The organism is Halorientalis brevis (assembly GCF_023077655.1).
The window spans coordinates 220,178-238,349 of sequence record NZ_JALLGV010000009.1 but is presented as its reverse complement, the minus strand read 5'-3'; the positions used below and the strand labels follow the sequence as shown (position 1 = coordinate 238,349).

At 57.1% G+C, this 18,172-nt stretch carries 20 protein-coding genes; 13 read left to right on the top strand and 7 right to left on the bottom strand.

Features of this window, described 5'->3' with window-relative positions:
* Nucleotides 1-166 precede the first annotated feature (166 nt).
* A complete protein-coding gene (locus tag MU553_RS20995; RefSeq protein WP_247381333.1) occupies nucleotides 167-2,764 on the top strand; it encodes an McrB family protein in 2,598 nt (865 codons plus the stop codon).
* 1 nt (nucleotide 2,765) lies between these two features.
* Nucleotides 2,766-4,010, top strand: coding sequence for an McrC family protein (locus MU553_RS20990; protein WP_247381331.1), 1,245 nt, complete (start codon nucleotides 2,766-2,768; stop codon nucleotides 4,008-4,010).
* Between the two features lie 435 nt (nucleotides 4,011-4,445).
* Here the strand turns inward: MU553_RS20990 and MU553_RS20985 are convergent, their stop codons facing one another.
* A complete protein-coding gene (locus MU553_RS20985) occupies nucleotides 4,446-5,081 on the bottom strand; it encodes a DsbA family oxidoreductase (RefSeq protein WP_247381329.1) in 636 nt (211 codons plus the stop codon).
* Nucleotides 5,082-6,310: 1,229 nt separating this feature from the next.
* On the opposite strand from MU553_RS20985, the gene MU553_RS20980 reads away from it, so the two are divergent.
* Entirely contained in the window at nucleotides 6,311-6,850 is a 540-nt protein-coding gene (locus MU553_RS20980) for a winged helix-turn-helix domain-containing protein (protein WP_247381328.1), read from the top strand.
* Nucleotides 6,850-7,362 carry a hypothetical protein gene (locus MU553_RS23830; protein ID WP_345893422.1) on the top strand — a complete coding sequence of 171 codons (513 nt, stop codon included), beginning with the start codon at nucleotides 6,850-6,852 and terminating at the stop codon, nucleotides 7,360-7,362. The genes MU553_RS20980 and MU553_RS23830 overlap by 1 nt, the downstream gene beginning before the upstream one ends.
* A gap of 127 nt (nucleotides 7,363-7,489) precedes the next feature.
* On the opposite strand, the gene MU553_RS20970 is transcribed toward MU553_RS23830, so the two are convergent.
* On the bottom strand, nucleotides 7,490-7,663 hold the full coding sequence (locus tag MU553_RS20970) for a hypothetical protein (protein WP_247381323.1): 174 nt from the start codon (nucleotides 7,661-7,663) through the stop codon (nucleotides 7,490-7,492).
* 126 nt (nucleotides 7,664-7,789) lie between these two features.
* Here MU553_RS20970 and MU553_RS20965 point away from each other — a divergent pair, with 126 nt between their 5' ends.
* A complete protein-coding gene (locus MU553_RS20965) occupies nucleotides 7,790-8,209 on the top strand; it encodes a hypothetical protein (protein WP_247381321.1) in 420 nt (139 codons plus the stop codon).
* A gap of 187 nt (nucleotides 8,210-8,396) precedes the next feature.
* Here MU553_RS20965 and MU553_RS20960 read toward each other — a convergent pair whose 3' ends face one another.
* Nucleotides 8,397-8,738 carry a DUF7344 domain-containing protein gene (locus MU553_RS20960; protein ID WP_247381319.1) on the bottom strand — a complete coding sequence of 114 codons (342 nt, stop codon included), beginning with the start codon at nucleotides 8,736-8,738 and terminating at the stop codon, nucleotides 8,397-8,399.
* Nucleotides 8,739-8,991: 253 nt separating this feature from the next.
* On the opposite strand from MU553_RS20960, the gene ddfA reads away from it, so the two are divergent.
* The 6 genes from ddfA (at nucleotide 8,992) to MU553_RS20930 (ending at nucleotide 13,811) form a co-directional block, all read left to right on the top strand.
* Nucleotides 8,992-9,255 (top strand): DdfA family disk-determining factor, encoded by a 264-nt coding sequence (gene ddfA / locus MU553_RS20955; RefSeq protein WP_247381317.1) that lies wholly within the window; start codon nucleotides 8,992-8,994, stop codon nucleotides 9,253-9,255.
* 429 nt (nucleotides 9,256-9,684) lie between these two features.
* The gene (locus tag MU553_RS20950) at nucleotides 9,685-10,506 is read left to right on the top strand and encodes an IS5 family transposase (protein WP_247381315.1); all 822 of its coding nucleotides are present in this window, start codon (nucleotides 9,685-9,687) and stop codon (nucleotides 10,504-10,506) included.
* A gap of 146 nt (nucleotides 10,507-10,652) precedes the next feature.
* Nucleotides 10,653-11,342 carry a helix-turn-helix domain-containing protein gene (locus MU553_RS20945; protein ID WP_247381314.1) on the top strand — a complete coding sequence of 230 codons (690 nt, stop codon included), beginning with the start codon at nucleotides 10,653-10,655 and terminating at the stop codon, nucleotides 11,340-11,342.
* Nucleotides 11,343-11,416: 74 nt separating this feature from the next.
* On the top strand, nucleotides 11,417-11,761 hold the full coding sequence (locus tag MU553_RS20940; protein WP_247381313.1) for a DUF7344 domain-containing protein: 345 nt from the start codon (nucleotides 11,417-11,419) through the stop codon (nucleotides 11,759-11,761).
* Nucleotides 11,762-11,858: 97 nt separating this feature from the next.
* Entirely contained in the window at nucleotides 11,859-12,374 is a 516-nt protein-coding gene (locus tag MU553_RS20935) for a hypothetical protein (RefSeq protein ID WP_247381312.1), read from the top strand.
* 30 nt (nucleotides 12,375-12,404) lie between these two features.
* Nucleotides 12,405-13,811 carry a transposase gene (locus tag MU553_RS20930; RefSeq protein ID WP_247381311.1) on the top strand — a complete coding sequence of 469 codons (1,407 nt, stop codon included), beginning with the start codon at nucleotides 12,405-12,407 and terminating at the stop codon, nucleotides 13,809-13,811.
* A gap of 52 nt (nucleotides 13,812-13,863) precedes the next feature.
* Here the strand turns inward: MU553_RS20930 and MU553_RS20925 are convergent, their stop codons facing one another.
* Both MU553_RS20925 and MU553_RS20920 read right to left on the bottom strand, forming a co-directional pair.
* Entirely contained in the window at nucleotides 13,864-14,361 is a 498-nt protein-coding gene (locus MU553_RS20925; RefSeq protein ID WP_247381310.1) for a hypothetical protein, read from the bottom strand.
* Between the two features lie 285 nt (nucleotides 14,362-14,646).
* A complete protein-coding gene (locus MU553_RS20920; RefSeq protein WP_247381309.1) occupies nucleotides 14,647-15,126 on the bottom strand; it encodes a hypothetical protein in 480 nt (159 codons plus the stop codon).
* 1,078 nt (nucleotides 15,127-16,204) lie between these two features.
* Here MU553_RS20920 and MU553_RS20915 point away from each other — a divergent pair.
* Nucleotides 16,205-16,834, top strand: a complete 630-nt coding sequence (locus MU553_RS20915) for a hypothetical protein (protein WP_247381308.1) — start codon at nucleotides 16,205-16,207, stop codon at nucleotides 16,832-16,834.
* A 63-nt stretch (nucleotides 16,835-16,897) separates the two neighbouring features.
* Here MU553_RS20915 and MU553_RS20910 read toward each other — a convergent pair whose 3' ends face one another.
* On the bottom strand, nucleotides 16,898-17,446 hold the full coding sequence (locus MU553_RS20910; RefSeq protein ID WP_247381307.1) for a hypothetical protein: 549 nt from the start codon (nucleotides 17,444-17,446) through the stop codon (nucleotides 16,898-16,900).
* Nucleotides 17,447-17,575: 129 nt separating this feature from the next.
* Between MU553_RS20910 and MU553_RS20905 the strand changes: the two genes are divergently transcribed.
* Entirely contained in the window at nucleotides 17,576-17,782 is a 207-nt protein-coding gene (locus tag MU553_RS20905; protein WP_247381306.1) for a hypothetical protein, read from the top strand.
* A 27-nt stretch (nucleotides 17,783-17,809) separates the two neighbouring features.
* Here MU553_RS20905 and MU553_RS20900 read toward each other — a convergent pair whose 3' ends face one another.
* Complete coding sequence (locus MU553_RS20900) at nucleotides 17,810-18,172, bottom strand: DUF7521 family protein (protein ID WP_247381305.1); 363 nt, start codon at nucleotides 18,170-18,172, stop codon at nucleotides 17,810-17,812.

Sequence of the window (18,172 nt, the reverse complement as noted above, 5' to 3'; positions counted from 1 at the left end):
GGAATCTGTGGAAGGCTACTCCCTCAAATTAATCACACGTCCCACTATCGTGAATAGCACATTATCGGCTCAAAGTCTGTCTCTATGAGATTGCATCGATACTCAAAGACTCGAAAAGATCAGGAGTCAGAAAGGTATTTCATACAGCCGGGTATCATCTCAATCGATGTACACGGCGTTTCCGGTCGGTGAGTTTATTTTCGATGGAGACGCGCTCCAGACGGCGTACAATAAGCTGGCACAGGTCACCACGGGGGCGGAAGACGAGTATTCGGCTGCCGCGCTTCGGGCGCTGATAGAGTTCTTCGGTGACTGGGGGCCCGAGCGAGTGGATTCAGTAACCGCGACGGCGACACAGGGATTGGATGGATTGAGTGATGCCGAAAAGCGCGACCTCTTCGAGCAGTGTTGTACTGAGCTCTCGACGCAGTTGCACGAAGAATATGGCCACGATGTTGAGGCCGGCGACATTCGAAAGCTAGCGGCGTTTCTCGCGGAGCCGGATGGGTCGCCAGCGGTCGCTGAATTCCTGCTGGAGTATCTCTGGATCTTCGCCGAACAGCTTGATCAGTATGATCCGAATTCGGATGATGCAACCGATATTCAAGAGTTCTTGAATGCGATAGAGAATCTTCCAACAGCGTTCTTGAGAGCTAAACAGGAGTATTACGGGGAATCACAGAAGGTCAACCACGTTCGGTACGAACTGCTGGACCGCTTGCAGGACGACACAGTGACTGTCGAAGAACTCGACGACATCAAGCAGCGTGAACGGGCCCAGTTCGATCAAGACGTATTCCGTAACTGGCGTAACTTCACAATTACCGGGCAGATATATTTCGACTATTTCCTCCCACGCATCAACGCGTACCTCGACCACTTCGCCGAATACCTTCGCCAAGAACTCGGCTTGAAGGACCACCGGTACCACACGGTCAATTTTGCTGATCCTCAAAATTACGTCTCTGACTTCACATGGCTGGCTATTTACCCCGGTGAAGACACCAGTGGTCAGAGTGATGAGTATCAGCTCTTCGTCGGGATTCATGGCGACCGAGTTTCATATGGGCTTCACGTTGGGCAGAATCTTCGAGACGAAGACGAATGGAAACGCAATCGCGATCTCGAGCAGTTCAAAGACCGCAACCAGCTCTCGATCGACGTAGTCGTCGAGAAACTTCGGGGCGTCACCGACGAGTACCGCAGGTTGAACGGTCTCGACGTCGAAATCGAGACGCCCGACAAACCTACACAAGCGGACGAGATCGAACGGCAACTCGATGCGAAAAAACAGGTGGTGTTCTACGGGCCGCCGGGGACTGGGAAGACGTACATCGCCAAGGAGTTCGCCGACTGGTGGGTACACGAGAACACTGAGGGTACTCCGCGTGACGATCAGGTGCAGGCGGTCACGTTCCACCCGTCGTTCTCGTACGAGGATTTCCTGGAGGGGTTATCAGCGGATGCGACAGAGTCTGGCGCGGTCGAATACGAGATCGACGACGGCGTCCTGAAGCGGATTGCCGACACTGCCGCCGACGCGTACCGCAATGCTGACTCGCCTGCAAGCGCGCCGCCGTACGTCCTCATCATCGATGAGATCAACCGCGGGAACCTCTCGCAGATTTTCGGCGAGACGATCACGCTCCTGGAGAGTGACAAGCGCGAGTCGTTCACGACACAACTGGCACATTCCGACGAGTCGTTCTCGCTCCCACCGAATCTGTACCTGATCGGGACGATGAACACCGCCGATCGGTCGATCGCGCTCGTCGATGCGGCGCTCCGACGCCGGTTCCGCTTCCTTCCGTTCCCGCCGGACACCGACGTACTCGCCGACCATCACGGATTGGACCCGACTGCGCTTCCCGACGAAGCACGGGAGGCTGACGATCGGTTCGAATCGTTGCTCGCGTTGTCGATTCGAGCAATCGAAACGATCAACGACAACATCACCGACGCACCGGATCTCAGCAAGGGGCAGCAAATCGGCCACTCCTACCTGTTCGGTGTCGAAACTGTCGATGGGATCGTCGATGCGTGGCGGTTCGACATTCTCCCCCTGATCGAAGAGTACTACTTCGGGCAGTTCGACCGGATTCGGCGCCACCTGTTCGATGGGGCTGGCGACGCGGTCGTCAACTGGGATGATGAGCGGATACGACAGTTCGGTGATGCGGCGCTCGCGTCGTTCCTGATGGAACTCACAGAGCTGGATACCGACTACGAATCCAAGTCCGTGGATTCGGTGGCCTCACCAGGCGATTCACGATCACCGTCACCGACGTATCCGGAGTTTCTCGGTGCTCTCAATGAAGAACTCTACGAGGAAGTTGGCGACACGCTGAACGCAGATTCACCCGAGGAGATGCACTACAACTCTGATTTCGAACGTCTTACACTCGGGCTCAAATCCGCACATCCCGATCATCCAGACACGGACCAAATCAGATACACCTTCCAGCCGCGGGTGCATCTGGACGATCCGGTTCTGCAGGTCGGCGTGCACGTCCTGGACGAGGAGATGCACGAGGTCATTGCCGGACTTCGTGACGCGATCCCCGAGACGTTCGAGTACTACGAGGGTCACAAGTACTCTGCGATCAAGGCCGAGTGGTCCGAGTCAGTCGCTAACCCACACGATCTGGATGGCGAGGCGTTCGCCGAAGCACTCGACGACGAGACGTTTAACGAGGCGAAACAGGCACTGGTGACGCTGATCGAGACGCTTCATCCTGAATTCGTGAGCGCTGAGACACCGTAATATGGCGACCGAGAGTCAATCCGGGCCCGACGAGATTACCCTCTCCGAGCATGACTCGACAGCACCGCTGTCACTCTCAGAAGCGGCGCTCGATGCACTGGAGGACCTGAACGCTGAGACGACGAAGCTTAGCGTGCAGTACATGCGCGATGGGCGGGTTCAACTGAGTTCGTCGCAGTACGTCGGGGCTGTTTCCCTACCTGACGGCCCGCTGGTCCGTATCCTGCCCAAAGCTGCCGGGACGAACTTCCTCTACTTGCTTCGGTACGCCCACGGCGTTACTGCTGACACGATTGACAGAGAGACCTCGGCGACGAGTGGGGTTTCGTTCGTCGATGCACTTGCCGCTTTATTCGTGGCGGAACTCGATACGGTGTTGCGTCGTGGTCCGAGCAAGGAGTACAAACGCGTCGGCGCAACCGAGTCACAGTTGCGCGGTCAACTCGACCTTCCGCGGCAGGTGCAGCGACAGGGTCCGATTGGAACTGATTTCGAGGTCAATTACGATACGCTCACCACGGACACAATCACCAACCGGGCGATCTACCAGGCTGCCCGGCGGCTGACAACACTGGTCGCCGACGACGGGCTGGCGAGTACGCTCCACCGGCAACAACAGCAGCTGAGACGGTGGGTGTCGGAACAGCCGGTTCGACCTGCCGCCGTCGCCCGCGTCGAAACCACGCGGTTGAACGCTCACTACGACACACTATTGTCGCTTGCCGAGCAGATTCTCCGCAGCAGCTACTTGGAGGACTTCTCGGCGGCCGACTTCGCCTCGTATGGGCTACTCGTGAACATGAATACGGTCTTCGAGAAAGTCGTCGAACGTGCTGCACGCGACGCTGTCGCTCACCGGAACGGATGGGACGTTGCAAAGCAGTCACGGATTGAGCCCGTCGTTACTGGGGGAACACCGTCCGTGAACATGTATCCCGATTTTGTACTCTTGGAGGACGGCGATGTTCGACTCGTCGGCGACGCCAAATGGAAGACGAATTCGATCAGTCAAAGCGACATCTACCAGATGACCTCCTACCAGCTCTCCAACGAAGTCCCAGGTGTGCTGGTCTACCCTGAGCACATCGATGAGACAACCGTCGCAACGGAGTATCACGTCCATGCCGCGGACAGTGAACTCGATTTCCTCGTTCGCGAGCTCCCGACTGCACAGAGTGGTTCCTTCGATGACTTCATTGACGGGCTCCAAGACAGCATCCACGAGACGATTACTGCACTTGTCTAGGTTCGAGGAAATAAGATAAGTCGCTCTACTTGTAAGTGAGTTTGAAACGAACGAATTGGAAATCGATCACTACTGTCAAGCGTCGGAACCACCGCTCTGGCAGGGAATTTACGATTCACTTAAGTCCGCCAGTTCGACCATCGAGGGCAGCTGTTGGACACTCGTAGCGCCGACTGCCTACTCACCGCTGATCTCCTGGGCATCCCAATGGCCAGCTGTGGACCGACGCCAAGGGTGCGAGCACCCCGTCCATTTTGAAAGCACCCGTCAAGCGAGCCGTGCTGGAGCGTGGGGACGCGATCGACCGCCTCGACCACCTGGCCGCAACACGGGACTTGCTCAGGGCATCCATCCTCTGGCGGGCACGACAGCTGCGGGTCGGTCCCGATCGTCGGTCAGCACGGCTCGAGCCGGCCCCGATCGACCCCGAACCGTTCAGGCTCCGTCGACCAGGGCCGCGAGCTCGCCCGGGGACGCCACACCACTCGTCGTGGTCTCGCCGGAGGCGAACGTCGGCACGCCGGAGACGCCCCGTTCCTCCGCCGCGGCAAACAGGTCCAGGACCTGGTCGCGGCGCTGCTCGTCCGTGACCGCGGTCCGGATCTCGGCCCCGTCCAGTCCGACGTCGTCGGCGAGTGCCGCCAACACGTCGACGTCGCCGATGTCCCGCCCGTCGACCCAGAGCGCCTCGAACAGCGCGTCGTCGAACGCGGCCCACTGATCGGGGTGCTCGGCATCGACGTAAACCGACGCGACCTGCGCGTCGAAGGAGTCGACGTTCTTCGGCCGCTCGTCGAGGGCGAGCATCTCGTCGGCGTCGAGGGTGTCCTGCAATCGCGTCACCTTCTCGCGGACCTGGTCCATGTACGAGTCGCTTTTGGACACGTCCATCGACTGATCGAGCTCCCCGTCGGGCCCGCGTTTGTAACTACGCAGATCGTACGGGTGCCACTCGACCGGGACCGCCTCGTCGCGCCCGTCCTGAAACGCCTTCAGTGACTGCTTCCCGAGATAACAAAACGGACACACGTAATCCGAATACACCGTGATGTGATCGTCGCCGTGAGTCATCACACGGGGTTGGCCACTCGACAAAATAACTCCGTCGTTGCTGTTGCAGACATGGAATTTCGAAAACATTGAACAAGCGCCAGGGGTCAGGCCGCTCGGGATAGTTGCGCCCCACCGCTGTTCAACAGCACTCTTCAGGAATCGAGCCCCGCCAAGACGGGTGTTCGTGTCGTCTCGGCCGGCAACTGGATCTTCACACACGGCGATTTCGTCCGGAAGAAACCCGGTATCATCGGGTGCACGCCGAGTGTGACACCCCAGGTCGCGACGGGGACGACGACCGCGCGACACGCCACACCGATCACATACCGCACTAGCGCGTCTGTACTCCCGGAATCCGTGTGTGGAAGCTGCACCACTGGGCGTGGCGCCTGGGACTGGACCATCGCTCGATTCTTCACACACGGTCGCCGTCTGGCGATTCGAACCGAGTGTTGAACGCCCCATCTGTCGGGGCGCGCTTGGGAATCGGCGTTTCCCGACGTAGACGGCTAGCACTGCTCGATATCGAGCCGTTCGCACCGCGCTCGCCAACCGGTCGCTCGCTCACACACGTCGGTCACACACGGGTAGATCACAGCGGTCACCGTCTTCTTCCGGACGTTTCAGCCGTGTGTGAACTCGCCGTACGTCGCAGACAGGACAAGAGCGCGCCGATCCAGGCATCTGTGTCGCTGAAACGCGGTGTGGACACGAAGTGGATTGCGGGGATGGCGCCGGTCACACACAGCGTGCGTCAGGGAGACTGCGCCATCGAGCGACGCCGCCCGCTCTCGCCCTCCTCCCGCGCGGGTTTGTGTGGACCAGACAGGACTACCGTGATCTACACTGTTACCGTTCCGGACGAGCGCCCCAACGATCCTGGCTCGGCTGGCGGTATTCTCCCGGCCTCGCCCTCACAGTCCGCCAGGCCCGCCTGTGGGCCATCTGCTGGATAACTCTGCCCAGACTGACTGAGAGACGCTGGGCGGTCATGAGAGTCTCCCGAGCCGGTGCAGGTCACCCCACCCGAGACAGCGAACACGGGACACTGAGACGGAGACACGCTTCCTCGAATCACTCTGACAGCGACGCAAATACCACGGCACTGCGTATTGCGATGGATCCCGAATCTGGGTATTTCCTCGATGAGTTGCTCCACCAGCTAGACGACATCGACTGGTGACTGTCCTTCATATATTTGGAGCGGGCCAAATTATTTGAACCAGCGGAGCCAAGGGACAGTATCAATGCCCGACTCGAATCAGGGATCGTGGTCTGAAACTCTCAGCGGCCGGGAACGCGTTCGCCACGTCGTCGAGTTGCTCGACGAGCCGACGCCAGTCCAGGAGATTGCCGACCGGGCAGACGTCTCACGAACGACCGCGGACGACGAGCTCCAGCGCCTGGCGAGTGACGACTGGGTCACTGAAACGACCGTCGACGGGATGAAAGCATACGATCTCAATCCGGTTCGCATGCTCTTCGACGAGGTGACGACCCTCATTGATGAGCACACGCGAGACGAACTGGAGCGCCAATTGACGGACCTCACGGCCGAACAGGAGGACTTAGCCGACGAGTACGACGTCGACTCACTCTCGGACTTCCGAGATCAACTCGCCGACGCGGAGCTCTCAGCCGAGGAGCTTCGTGAGCGTCGCAACGTAATCGCGACGTGGGAGGCGATCAACACGGAATTACGCCTCGTCAAGCACGCCCTCCAGTTATACGGTGACGTCGTTGAACTCTCCTCGCCACGGACTGATACACCCTCCTCGTTTGCCTAATGGTCGTCTTTCTCGCAAACCGGGCCAACCTGCAAAGCAAGCGGCTCCACGATCGGATCCAGAATCGACTCAGCGCCGACTTCACTACCGTTCGTCGCCGGCGTGCCGAACCGCGAGAGGCTGGTCCGTACCGCGTCGTTGTCGACGTGAATCCGCGACGATTCCTCGACAATGATGGCTATCCAGTAACCGAGGCGCGGATCGAAGCCGGATTCCAACTCCAGACCGGACGCACGTACGAGTACTACTGGTTCAACTGGATCGAGCCAGCCCGAAGTCTGCTGGTTGGCTGGCACCAAGACGATACCCACGATGATCTCGGCCCAGTCCATCTCCAGGTGAATGACGGATCCACGGCAGTGGATCACCAACGGGCCACATTCATTGATACCCATCCCCTTGATGTCGTCGAGCAGCGGCTTGAGTCACTTCCAGCGGCCATCGCTGCTGTGCAGTGGGATGATGACCGGCCGGTTGGATTCGACGTGTCTCCGTCAGTTAGTGACCAGTAACGCTACCATCGATGCGTCGCGCTCGCACCTTGTTCTTCGTGATGACTGTTTTCTGCTACGCAGTCACTGCCTCGATATATCCGTCGAGGAATGCCTCTCGGCCTGTGAGGCATATCTGGCCTTTGAGTTAGAACAGTGGTGAGCCCGCGGCCGGCCCGCGGTCGCGCAGCGGGATCGCGGTGCCGGTGCGGTGGCGCCAGGTCGGGAGGGCCCGCACAGACGACCACGCGAACGCGAGCGGCTCACGGGTCGTCCCTCCCCACTCGCGTTCCGAGGGTCTCCCCGTGATCGCGTCTCGCACCGCTCGCACCTCGCCGGCCTCGCCCGCACAGTCCGCCAGGGACCTGGGCCATCTGCTACATCGCTATCCGTCTCCAAGCGACGCTGGACGACAGCGTGGGTCGCCGAGTTCGCCAAGACGAATCACATGCGGCTGTGTGCGGCCGCACGGAAGCTCCGCGTCGAACTCGGGTTGGACGTGCCACTGGTGCGCCAGGACGTCATCAAGACCCTTCTGGATGGCCTCAACATCGGCGACGGGGGCACGGCTGTCCGGACGTGGCGGCTAGCGCGGCACCTGCTCGCGATCGCCGACGAACAGGAGGTCGGGTCGGGGACACCCCGGCTGACGGTGGCGGCGGCCGCGGTCTACACGGCCGATCGGCTAATTGACGGCAAGCAGTGGACCCGCCAGGCCGTCGTCGACGCCGCCACCCCGGAGGTCGAACTGTCGGTAAACAAGGTCGCGCGGTATCATCCCCGGCTCTACGACGCCTACGTGGACACCCACGGTAGCGACGATCCGAACGCCGTGCTCCAGCCCGACGCGATGATCACCCTGGAATAGACTCCCTGCGTCCCTTTTTTGCGCAGGTGTTGAGCGCGCCGTGGCGGCGGTGATGAACACTACGACCGCTGTCGCCGCGTCGGCGGTAACTACGGCTGGTATGAGTGGTGCGTTCCACGACGCACGGACCTGCTCCCGTTCACCGCTGACGCTCCGAGCTTACCCGGCAGTCAGCAGGCGGCGTCGCTCAGACGTCTCTCGTTGACAGATATTCCTGAATCTCTTCGAGTGTCGAGTCGCCGCGATATCGAACGGTTGTTGAGCGCGCATCATAGTCCACCACCCCGTTTGCAGCCAGCTTTGGGAGCGTCCGATGATGCAGCTGGATTTTGATCTCCCTGAGCGACGCAGCTCCGTCGTCGCTCTGTTCGCTTCTGACATACTCGGCGAGCTCTGTCAGTGAGATGGTTTCTTCCGCTGTGTTCATGAAGAACTCTATAACTAACCGGCGGTACTTTGACGACAGTCCAGCCAAGACGCGAGCGATCGAATTGTCGTCTCTTGGCTCATCGTGTGATGTTCCAGACATTAGTTCCCCACCCGTTATCAGTTATCATGTCTATCGATAGTTAATGTTATATTTTGGGATTGTATTCCCTCGTTTTGAAATCGCGGACTGAAAAATGCTGATGAGGACGTGTGGCGAGTCGGTTTTCCCCAAAGACGGATCCAGTCACAATCCAAACGAATCTGCCCGCAAGTTATCACATCTAATTATAACTGCTCGCGGCCCTGTATTAAACGTCAAAAGTACTATACGAAACCCTGATGAGTCATCTTGTATGGACAAATCGGACGGCTGTTGCCAGACCGATACGCGGCTGTCCCCGTCTCGGAAAGTCATCCACGAAACTGCAGCGCGGAAGGACGTCGCCCCCACTGACCTGCCGCCGCTTCATCGTGTGATTGACCCTGACGCGTTAGACGCGCTTTTCGATCCGACGGTGAATGCCGCTCGAATGGATGGGACAACTACCTTCGAATACGCTGGGTACGACGTCACAGTACATGCAGACGGCTACGTTGAGGTTACCCTCGAAGAGTAGGTGCTAGCGGCTTCACACCGCCATGCTCTCCGAACACGCCGTCGGCTTCTCTGCAGCCGACTCGCCGGACGATCGGCAGTGTCGACGCTGCGTCCAACTTTGGCTACACTCGTCGACCCCGAGACCCCAGTCGGGGGCTCATTATCGGCGCGTGAACCGGCATGGGAACGCCGACCCAGACATTGTGTTGCAGTCCGACGTGGCGATCACCCTGGAATAGGCTCCCTGCGCCCTTTTTTGCGCAGGCGTCGAGCGGGCCGGGGTGGTAGGGGCAGACACTCCGGGTGGTATGAAATCGCGTCAGAGAACGCTTCCTGCGGAATTCTTGAATCGAGTCAGTACAGGGAAACAACATAGCACGCCAATTTGGTATCGGAGGCTCTGTTGAAATCCTCAGTGGGTTACACGTTCGCCCGATAGTTTGACCAGATGCAGTCCCTCCCCAAGTCGCGGTTACTCCGGTTCGTCGAGCAGGCATTCCACTTGGCTCAACGAGCTGTCGCCCGCTACTCCTCAAAGTTCTCAAAACGACGCTACACACTCCACCAGCACATCGTTCTACTCTGTCTCAAAGTTCGGAAGAACACGACGTACCGGACGCTTCTCGATGAACTCATCGAGATGCCTCGCATTCGGAGAGCTATCAATCTGGACGAACTCCCTTCACCCTCAACGTTGTGCAAAGCGTTCAACCGGCTCGATATGGCAGTCTGGCGTGTCCTGCTCAACCTCTCGGTCACACTCCTCCCGACCAACGGTGTAGTCGGGATTGATGCATCTGGATTCGACCGCAGTCACGCCTCGAAACACTACACGAAGCGCACGAAGCTGACTATCCAGCAGTTGAAAGTCACACTTCTCGTGGACACGAAAGCGAATGCTATCATCGACTTACACGTAACAACGACACGAAAACACGACTCCCAGATCGCGCCGTCGCTCATCAAGCGCAATGCCGACGAAGTGGCGGCTCTGCTCGGAGATAAGGGGTATGACGACCAGAAGATTCGTGCGTTAGCCCGTGAAGAAGATGTTCGTCCGCTCATCAAGCACCGAGAATTTTCGTCGCTCCACAAGGCATGGAACGCTCGCCTGGAGACCGACCTCTACGGCCAACGGAGTCAGAATGAGGCGGTGAACTCCCGTCTCAAACGGAGATATGGGGCATTCGTGCGCTCACGACATTGGTGGAAGCAGTTCCGTGAACTCGTTGTCGGCTGTCTCACTCACAACATCGATAAGACACTCTGAACAGCGAGTATAGATGAACGATGGAGCGAACCAAGTCGTGACATCTCTGGTTCTTGTCAGAAGCGCCGTGACCGAGACAGAGGATGCCTGTAGCAGAGTGGGATCTACAGCGGTAAGGTCTATGCCGCTGGGCGTATATCTACAGTATGAGTGTCGTCGCCGAATTCACTATAGATGCTGATCAGTTTCAACTCGGTGACGCCCTCTCGGGCGTAACGGATATGGCCCTCGAACTTGAGCGGTGTGTCCCAACAGGATGCCTTGCTCACCCATTCCTTTGGGCCACCACAGAAGAAGACCTCGACGAAGTGGTGGAAAGGTTTGAAACGCAACTCCTCGACTGTCCGCATGTCAGGGAAATCATAGCCCTCGATAGAATAGAAAACGGAATATTCTACCGAATCTCGTGGACAGATCCGACAGAGGATGTTATCGATGCGATCATTCAATCAGAGGCGACTATCCTCCGAGCACGCTCCGAGCAGGGAACGCGATGGGAGTTCAGCGTTCGGTTTGTGAATCACGATAAGTTGGCCTTGTTTCAAAACATCTTGGCCGAACACGAGGTTAGAATCTGTATCGACCGTATCTACACGTTCGCCGAGGAGACCGACCACCGACGACAGTTCGATCTTTCGCTCGAACAACGGGAAGCGTTAGTGCTCGCGGTTCAGCGAGGCTACTTTGCGACGCCGAGCGACGTGAGTCTCGACGAGTTAGCGGCCGAACTCGGTATTACAAAACAGTCGGTCTCGGCCCGAATCCGACGTGCAAACGAGAAAGTTCTCGAAACGACGTTGCTCTCCTCGACAGTTGCGGGGAGGGGCAGTGATTGACTCCCATGATATATAAAAAGGCATGACTCGTCAGTGAACGCCCTTACCCGTAGTTGCTCAGGACTACATCCTGTATGGCAAAAGACGAGCCGACCTCGACGGACGAGACATCACTAAGTGAGGTCTTCGGGGTGCTCACCAACGGAACCCGGCGACAGATGCTCTTGGAGTTGGCCGATCACAATCCACGCACTGAGGCTGAATTCGAGGGCGAAGAATTCGCCGCAGAGGGAGACAATCTCGATTCGCTCAAAATCAAACTCTATCACACTCATTTGCCTGCTCTGGCAGACGTGGGGTTCATCAACTGGGACTCCCAGACTGGGACAATTACCCGCGGACCCCGCTTCGGTGAAATTGAGCCGCTTCTCACGTTGATTGACAACCACCAAGAAGAACTCCAGACTGACTGGCCGTAATCCACCAGCGTCGTTTGGATTTAGCGTGTCAGACCGGAATGATTTCAACAAGGCCGTATCGGACAAAATCAGCTAAGAGGAGCATCTGCCAGAGTAGATGCCACGAGCTACAGAAAAAAGGGGGTCAAATAATGTACTGATAGAGCGTGCACGGAATATGCATCGGAGTCAACTCAAGCGTATCCTCGAGTTTTTCGTCATAGGGATCGTATTCGGTGTAACCGAAGACATTCTTGCAGTCTTGATTGCGACTGGTGCAGAACTTACATTTGACATCGTTGGAGTGGTAATCCTGATTGCAATCCCATTTGCTATTATTTCAGAACTCATTGTTGACCATCCAAAGTTCTTGGCTTTCGACAGAATATCGATGTTAGTGAATTCGTCAATTTTCGGTCGCTCTAGTATCCAAAACAGGAATACGCCCGGTAATCTTCAGGAAGAGACTGCTCCGTGGCCACACCATCAGTATCACTGTGATATCTGTAATATCGAGTTTGAAACGGGAGCATTACAGAAGTTCAAGGAGAAAGCCCACGATCTTCAGTCGTGGGATGAATCCGACACTCCGACACGCAAACCACCGGACATAGCCGGGATGCGACCCCAATAGTTATCTAGTTTCTTGCCGAAGCAATCCCCTGTGAGCGACCAACCACAGCGAACAAATACATACACTGCTGAACCGGACACCGACCGGTACAAGCAGGTAGTGTTCGACTGGTTGGCCGCCCACGCCCCACTCTGGAATCAAATCACCTACCGCCGCCGTCAACAGTACTTCAAAGAAGACGGTGACGTGTGGGATGCTGACTACACCGACCTCTACGACGAGTACGCACCCATTCTCGGCAAAGCCGCCTGCCAACAGGTCGCCCGAAAAAACAGTGAAGCGTGGCGAAGCCACTTCCGGCTTCTCGACAAGTATCACGACAAGAGCGATTCCACCGTCACGAAAAAACCAGAACCACCGGGCTACTGGGGCAACCGTAATGACGGCTATGAACTCCACGGACTCATCAGAAACGACCTGTACTCGTTCGACTGGAATGAAGACAAGAGCGTGTTAGAGTTCGGTGTCGGAGACGTACTTGAAGACCGATACAACTTCGACCACAACGAGCGGGTCACACTCGAAGTCAGAGGCAACCCACAGTGGAACGGTAACGATAGCCGGTTAGAACTCATTTACGACGAAGCGGCCAACACACTCTGTGTCCAGCATCCAGTCCGAATACGGCCAGACAAGCTCCAAGAGCAACGACTGGATGCCTACACTCATACACTCACACCAGAGAACACGAGTCGTGTAGCCGCTCTTGACGTAGGTGCAAACAATACACTGGCTCTTGTCACCGATCACGGCGAAACCAGTGTCTATCACGCCCGGCCCGAGTTCGAACGATTCCAGAGTCTGACCAATAGGATTGCTACACTGCAATCGGAACTACCAGATGACCAGTACACCAGTACGCAGATCCAACGACTGTACGACCAGCGGTCACGAAAACGTGACCACGCCAGAGACGCAGCAGTGAAACATGCTGCCGACTGGCTCCTCAAACATAACGTTGAGACGGTGTACGTCGGTGATCTAACTGACGTACTAGAGACACACTGGTCAGCAGAGGTGAACCAGAAAACCCACGCATTCTGGTCGCACCGGAAACTGGTCGAACGAATAAGACTCACGTTCGAAGACATCGGAATCACCGTCACAGAAGTGAGTGAACAAGATTCCAGCAGTGAGTGTCCAGACTGTGAAAGCAGTAATGTAGCTCGTGATGGTGATTCATTCCGGTGCCACGACTGTCACTTAGACGCGCACAGTGACCTTGTAGGGGCGTGGAACATACTCCAAAATCAAGTTGGGGTTGGGCCGATGGCTCGGCCCGCCGCCCTCGGTGCTGGAAGCCCGAGGGATGAACCCGAGAACCCAACCACGTGTGATGGGGCATACTGGCAGTGGAACGGGCACGATTGGACACCAACGGAGTGGGAACAGTCGCGCCCATCTGACCAACCCAGCATCGGCAAACCCGCAAGTTGACAGCCGGGGTAGACCCACTGGCCGGGTCGCCCACGGAGGAATCCCACGATCTTCAGTCGTGGGAGGAAGTCAAAGTCGTATCACTGGATGTTCCTGCTGCTGCTGTGGTCCAACCGTCTGAATTCTGGCGTTTGATCTCCCATTTATCGGGATTGAATTTGACTTGGTGACCCGAATGCTCATTGTGCAGGACGAATTCAACCGTTTCAATATGCACATCACGTGGATCTGGATTATAAATAGCCGTTGAGGCATCGAGATAGATCTTCTCCCACGCAGTATCGGTAACTGGCCAGCAGACAGTCCTGTCGACGGCGTTTGAAAATGAAGGGCAGTCGGTATCTGTGAACACGATCTCGGGGTTCTCACTCGAACTGCCGGTAGTGTCTTGATTTCCATTCGCTGTCGTTGTTTTTGGGGTCTCGGTGTCATTGCCCCCTGAAGTCAATGGAGAACTACGGGTTGGTGAAGTAGTGTTGGAGGAGGTCAAACAGCCTGCAATACCAACTGTCAGAGTACTAATTGAGGTGAGTAGCGTGCGACGCTTCATAGACTCCTGTTTTGACTGTTGAAATAAGGTGGTTTTCTACGTTCAAACAGTTGTTTTAGCTTTCTTCTATTGATCAGTTTGCACATGTAGTGAGTAGGTGATTCACCATCGGTCTGCGTGTAAGAAAGGCCTGCATCAAAACCCAAACTCCGAAACTGTGTATCATTGAGCCGCTCTGTATACCTCTCTCACTGTGACTTAACAGTTATTCACCACGGCAGAAAGGAGGGTACTTGGAAGAATGGCGCCGGTCCGAACCAGCCAGCGGGCGGCTGACAGCGTGGATTAGCCCTCGGACAGGTCCGTTACTGCCATTCCGATCCCGTATGCCAGTGAGACTAACGCGACACCGAACACGAGAAGCCACAATATAAGGATGAAATTAAACGGAACGGTTATCACTCCCTCGGGGAGGACGCGCTTGACTGCGATCTTATCTGTAACGATCGGGCGGTAAACCAGCTGGATAACCATCAGAACGAGTCCGGTAGTGCCACCGAAGGCGATCGTCCACCAACTCCCGCCATCGGAGGTGGTCTGTCGGAGGATACTGACATAGTCGATCATGAGCGTCACCCCGATGGCGTACAGGAGACAGATGGTAAGAGAGGCTACAGAATAATCCAGTAACAGAAAATGCGAACTTAGCCCCATACAGATCCCTACACCCCCGCCAACGAGCGCTGCTCGCTTCGTTGGCGGATTCCGAGTTGCCTTCTTGGATGCTGACGACGACGTGGCGTGGACCGATCGATCGGAGTTCATCTGACATTCACCAGTCGTTGACGGGGAAATCGGGTCGGCGAATCTCGTTCAATATTCACACCGGCGACTGCGGTCGGAAGAAAGTTAATTTTGATGACGGCGTTTCAATGGTAGATACAGCGGTCAGAACTGACAAGTCTCAATACGCCGTGATGATTGCAGCCTCTCCACTGAGCAAACAAGTCGGGACGCTACTATTGGTCGATAGTGCAGTGGATGTGCCTCTGTATCGGTGCGCCCGTTAGGCGCGTGCCTCTGAAGACTTCGCGGCGTGGGGATCCGAAGGTGACATTTGATTTCACCAGTCCAATTCTTGCATGGTCCCTGATCGATTGTCACGTCGTGACGCCCTCAGCCTGTCAGGTGTCGCTCTCGTCGCTCTCGCGGGATGTACGACAGGCTCCTCGGATGGCACTTCCACATCGACAGCGACTGAACGAGACTACGCACAGAGCGTGGACTCCCCAGAATCAATCACCGTCCGCAATCCACAGGGTACACCTGCTGTGCGCTCAACGGCGTATTCTCCGGGAGAAGATCTGTTTGAATCGTCGGCGACGTGGGACTACGAAGATTGGCTCGTGACGTCTCCCAGTGACCGAGATGCGCTCGAGTTCTCCCAGGCAACCACTGGTGGCGCGGCGGCGAGGGACTTCATCGCCGCCACTGACCTATCCGAAACCACGCTACTCGTCCATCAATACAATATCGGTAGCTGTGATACACGGCGGCTCACCCGACTCAAATGGAGTTCCGAGTTCAGCTGTGGCGATCTCGACTGCATTGGTATCGCTCTCCGCTACGACTCGATCGACCGAGAGGACGACTGCGACGGTCCGGAAGGCGACGAGAGTGACAGTCCACCATACAGTGAGGGCACACACGCCAACGAAACCACGTTCATACGGATTCCGGCTCAGATACAGTCGTATGGACGATTTAGCGTGCAGGTTTAGCAGAGAGTCGTTGCCCATCGGGAGTTTCACTGAGAGCCACTTTGCTGCTCTCTGCCATCGGAGACCAACGGGGAATCGAAGCCGACCAGAAAACACTTGTCAGACTGATAGTCATCCGACATATGCACTATTTCGATCGTCACCCCCGCCGAGCGCTGTGCGTTCTTGGTGCGATTTCTATTCTGACCGGCTACCTCCTTGGCGGTGAACTGTTCCACGGGTATTCGCAGTCGGTGAATGCCGTGCTGGTCCACGCTGGGGTATATGCACTGCTTCTGGCTGGGACGATGTCGCTGTGTGCACAGACGTCCATGCGAGGTGATCGCTGTGGTCTCGTCGCCGCTTTCCTTGCACTCGTTGTCCTGTATCCACTCGCAGTGGGGTTCATCTGGTACGATCTCGTGGTCACGCCCCCGCCATACTACAGCGGCAATCCAACACTCGTGAACATGGCGCGTAACCGCCTGGCATTTGTGCTTGGACTCGCTCCGATCACAGCCGGTTTCATCGCCGGTGCCTCCCTGGCAACGCCCCGAGAAGAACGGTCACTCGTAGTCCCGATACTCGCCATCGCACTGGTCATCGGTGGCCCCATAATGGGATATTCGCTGGCTGTTCAAGGTGGGGCACATGGCGGCTTTGCGATGCTATTCTACCTCCTCCTCGCACTGGGTGCTGGGATTGGCTCACTCCCACTCGCACTCTTCGCAAAGCTCGAATATGACGCTCACAGCGACGAACAGGGCTCGTGATCGAACGACACTCTCGCACCTCCTCTGGCCACGATGGCATTCCGCAGCCCGAACAAAGGCTGCTTACCGTTTGTGTAGCCTCGTATTGATCGCTGACACCACATTGGCCAGTGTCATGTCGGTCCACGGGTCGAGCCAGAGGCCAAGGCCAATCAGTAGGTAGCCAGCGATCACTGGTGGAAGTGCAAAAAATGCGCCACAGCGATCGCCCGAGAGGACAACCGCCAGTGTGCTGATGGAGCCATGGACTCGCTTCGAGGAGAATTCGATAGTCGGTTCCTGGGAGAGCGCTTGGCCTGCCGTCAGGCAATAGCCACCCCAGGTAAACAGCGAGAACAGAACGAAGCCCAAGCCAAGCCCGAGAAGCGTAGCTGGAACCGTCCAGTTTGGCAGGTAAAGCGCACCGACGCCCACAGCTCCGATGGCAGCGATTACAACGACGATCGCCAGGTATAACGGCTCGACCGGGAGCGCCGGGCCGGTGCCGTCGATGAAATGGAGGGAATACCAGGACGCACTCAACAGCGCGTATTGAGCCGCTGCCAAAACGCTAAGCGCACAGCACACCATCGTGAGCCGAAGATACTGCAATGTCTGCGGCGGCTCTGCCATCCTCACGCACATGATTCCACACGAACACAAAGCTACTGGTATTGCTGGACGCCGTGAATACCGGTCGTCTCACTCGGTCGTGATGGGCACTACGTCTACGTCAATAGCCGCTGACACAGTTCGTGGGCGATGTGGGACTCACTCGAACCGATCCTGCTTGGAGAACACTGGCGAGCAATCCTTCTGTTTGTCGGGCTTGCGATCATTGCAGTGGGGCTCACCTATGATCTCGCCGAACTGCTCGACGTGCTGGGAGTGTCTCCTACCGAGCCAGCATGGATCATTCTCCTTGGCGGAATAATGCTGATTCTGCGGAGAGACGGAACTGAGAGATAACAGACGGTCGTTACCGTGCCTGACAGCCTACCGATCCTCAGCTTCACTACGCGGCCGGTGCGATTGGTCATCGGCCCGTGTAAGATACAACGAGTACGCGATTGAGCTCACTCCGCAGAGTTGGACTATCCGGGTGACGAACCGAAAGTAGTCCTGATAGATGAGGGGCAGGTTCCCTGCCCGGAGGAACGCCGTCCCGACGAAGGCCAGCACGTAGGTAACGCCGAACAGGAGCAACAGCCCGATCGACAGATACCGCATCGGGGGACTGTCATGGCGACGGAGCCCCCGGTACGCCTGATAGCCGATATAGAGCCCGGCCAGGGCTGTGACGGCAGCGACCGCCGTCGTCAGCAGGCCGATCGTCGTGAAGCCGGCGAACGGGCGCAT

What these genes read in the sequence shown, in the direction of transcription:
- MU553_RS20995 (WP_247381333.1), top strand. Translation starts at nt 167, where the DNA reads ATGTACACGGCGTTTCCGGTCGGTGAGTTTATTTTCGATGGAGACGCG.
- MU553_RS20990 (WP_247381331.1), top strand. Translation starts at nt 2,766, where the DNA reads ATGGCGACCGAGAGTCAATCCGGGCCCGACGAGATTACCCTCTCCGAG.
- MU553_RS20985 (WP_247381329.1), bottom strand. Translation starts at nt 5,081, where the DNA reads ATGACTCACGGCGACGATCACATCACGGTGTATTCGGATTACGTGTGT.
- MU553_RS20980 (WP_247381328.1), top strand. Translation starts at nt 6,311, where the DNA reads ATGCCCGACTCGAATCAGGGATCGTGGTCTGAAACTCTCAGCGGCCGG.
- MU553_RS23830 (WP_345893422.1), top strand. Translation starts at nt 6,850, where the DNA reads ATGGTCGTCTTTCTCGCAAACCGGGCCAACCTGCAAAGCAAGCGGCTC.
- MU553_RS20965 (WP_247381321.1), top strand. Translation starts at nt 7,790, where the DNA reads ATGCGGCTGTGTGCGGCCGCACGGAAGCTCCGCGTCGAACTCGGGTTG.
- MU553_RS20960 (WP_247381319.1), bottom strand. Translation starts at nt 8,738, where the DNA reads ATGTCTGGAACATCACACGATGAGCCAAGAGACGACAATTCGATCGCT.
- ddfA (WP_247381317.1), top strand. Translation starts at nt 8,992, where the DNA reads ATGGACAAATCGGACGGCTGTTGCCAGACCGATACGCGGCTGTCCCCG.
- MU553_RS20950 (WP_247381315.1), top strand. Translation starts at nt 9,685, where the DNA reads ATGCAGTCCCTCCCCAAGTCGCGGTTACTCCGGTTCGTCGAGCAGGCA.
- MU553_RS20945 (WP_247381314.1), top strand. Translation starts at nt 10,653, where the DNA reads ATGAGTGTCGTCGCCGAATTCACTATAGATGCTGATCAGTTTCAACTC.
- MU553_RS20940 (WP_247381313.1), top strand. Translation starts at nt 11,417, where the DNA reads ATGGCAAAAGACGAGCCGACCTCGACGGACGAGACATCACTAAGTGAG.
- MU553_RS20935 (WP_247381312.1), top strand. Translation starts at nt 11,859, where the DNA reads ATGCCACGAGCTACAGAAAAAAGGGGGTCAAATAATGTACTGATAGAG.
- MU553_RS20925 (WP_247381310.1), bottom strand. Translation starts at nt 14,361, where the DNA reads ATGAAGCGTCGCACGCTACTCACCTCAATTAGTACTCTGACAGTTGGT.
- MU553_RS20920 (WP_247381309.1), bottom strand. Translation starts at nt 15,126, where the DNA reads ATGAACTCCGATCGATCGGTCCACGCCACGTCGTCGTCAGCATCCAAG.
- MU553_RS20915 (WP_247381308.1), top strand. Translation starts at nt 16,205, where the DNA reads ATGCACTATTTCGATCGTCACCCCCGCCGAGCGCTGTGCGTTCTTGGT.
- MU553_RS20910 (WP_247381307.1), bottom strand. Translation starts at nt 17,446, where the DNA reads ATGGCAGAGCCGCCGCAGACATTGCAGTATCTTCGGCTCACGATGGTG.
- MU553_RS20905 (WP_247381306.1), top strand. Translation starts at nt 17,576, where the DNA reads ATGTGGGACTCACTCGAACCGATCCTGCTTGGAGAACACTGGCGAGCA.
- MU553_RS20900 (WP_247381305.1), bottom strand. Translation starts at nt 18,172, where the DNA reads ATGCGCCCGTTCGCCGGCTTCACGACGATCGGCCTGCTGACGACGGCG.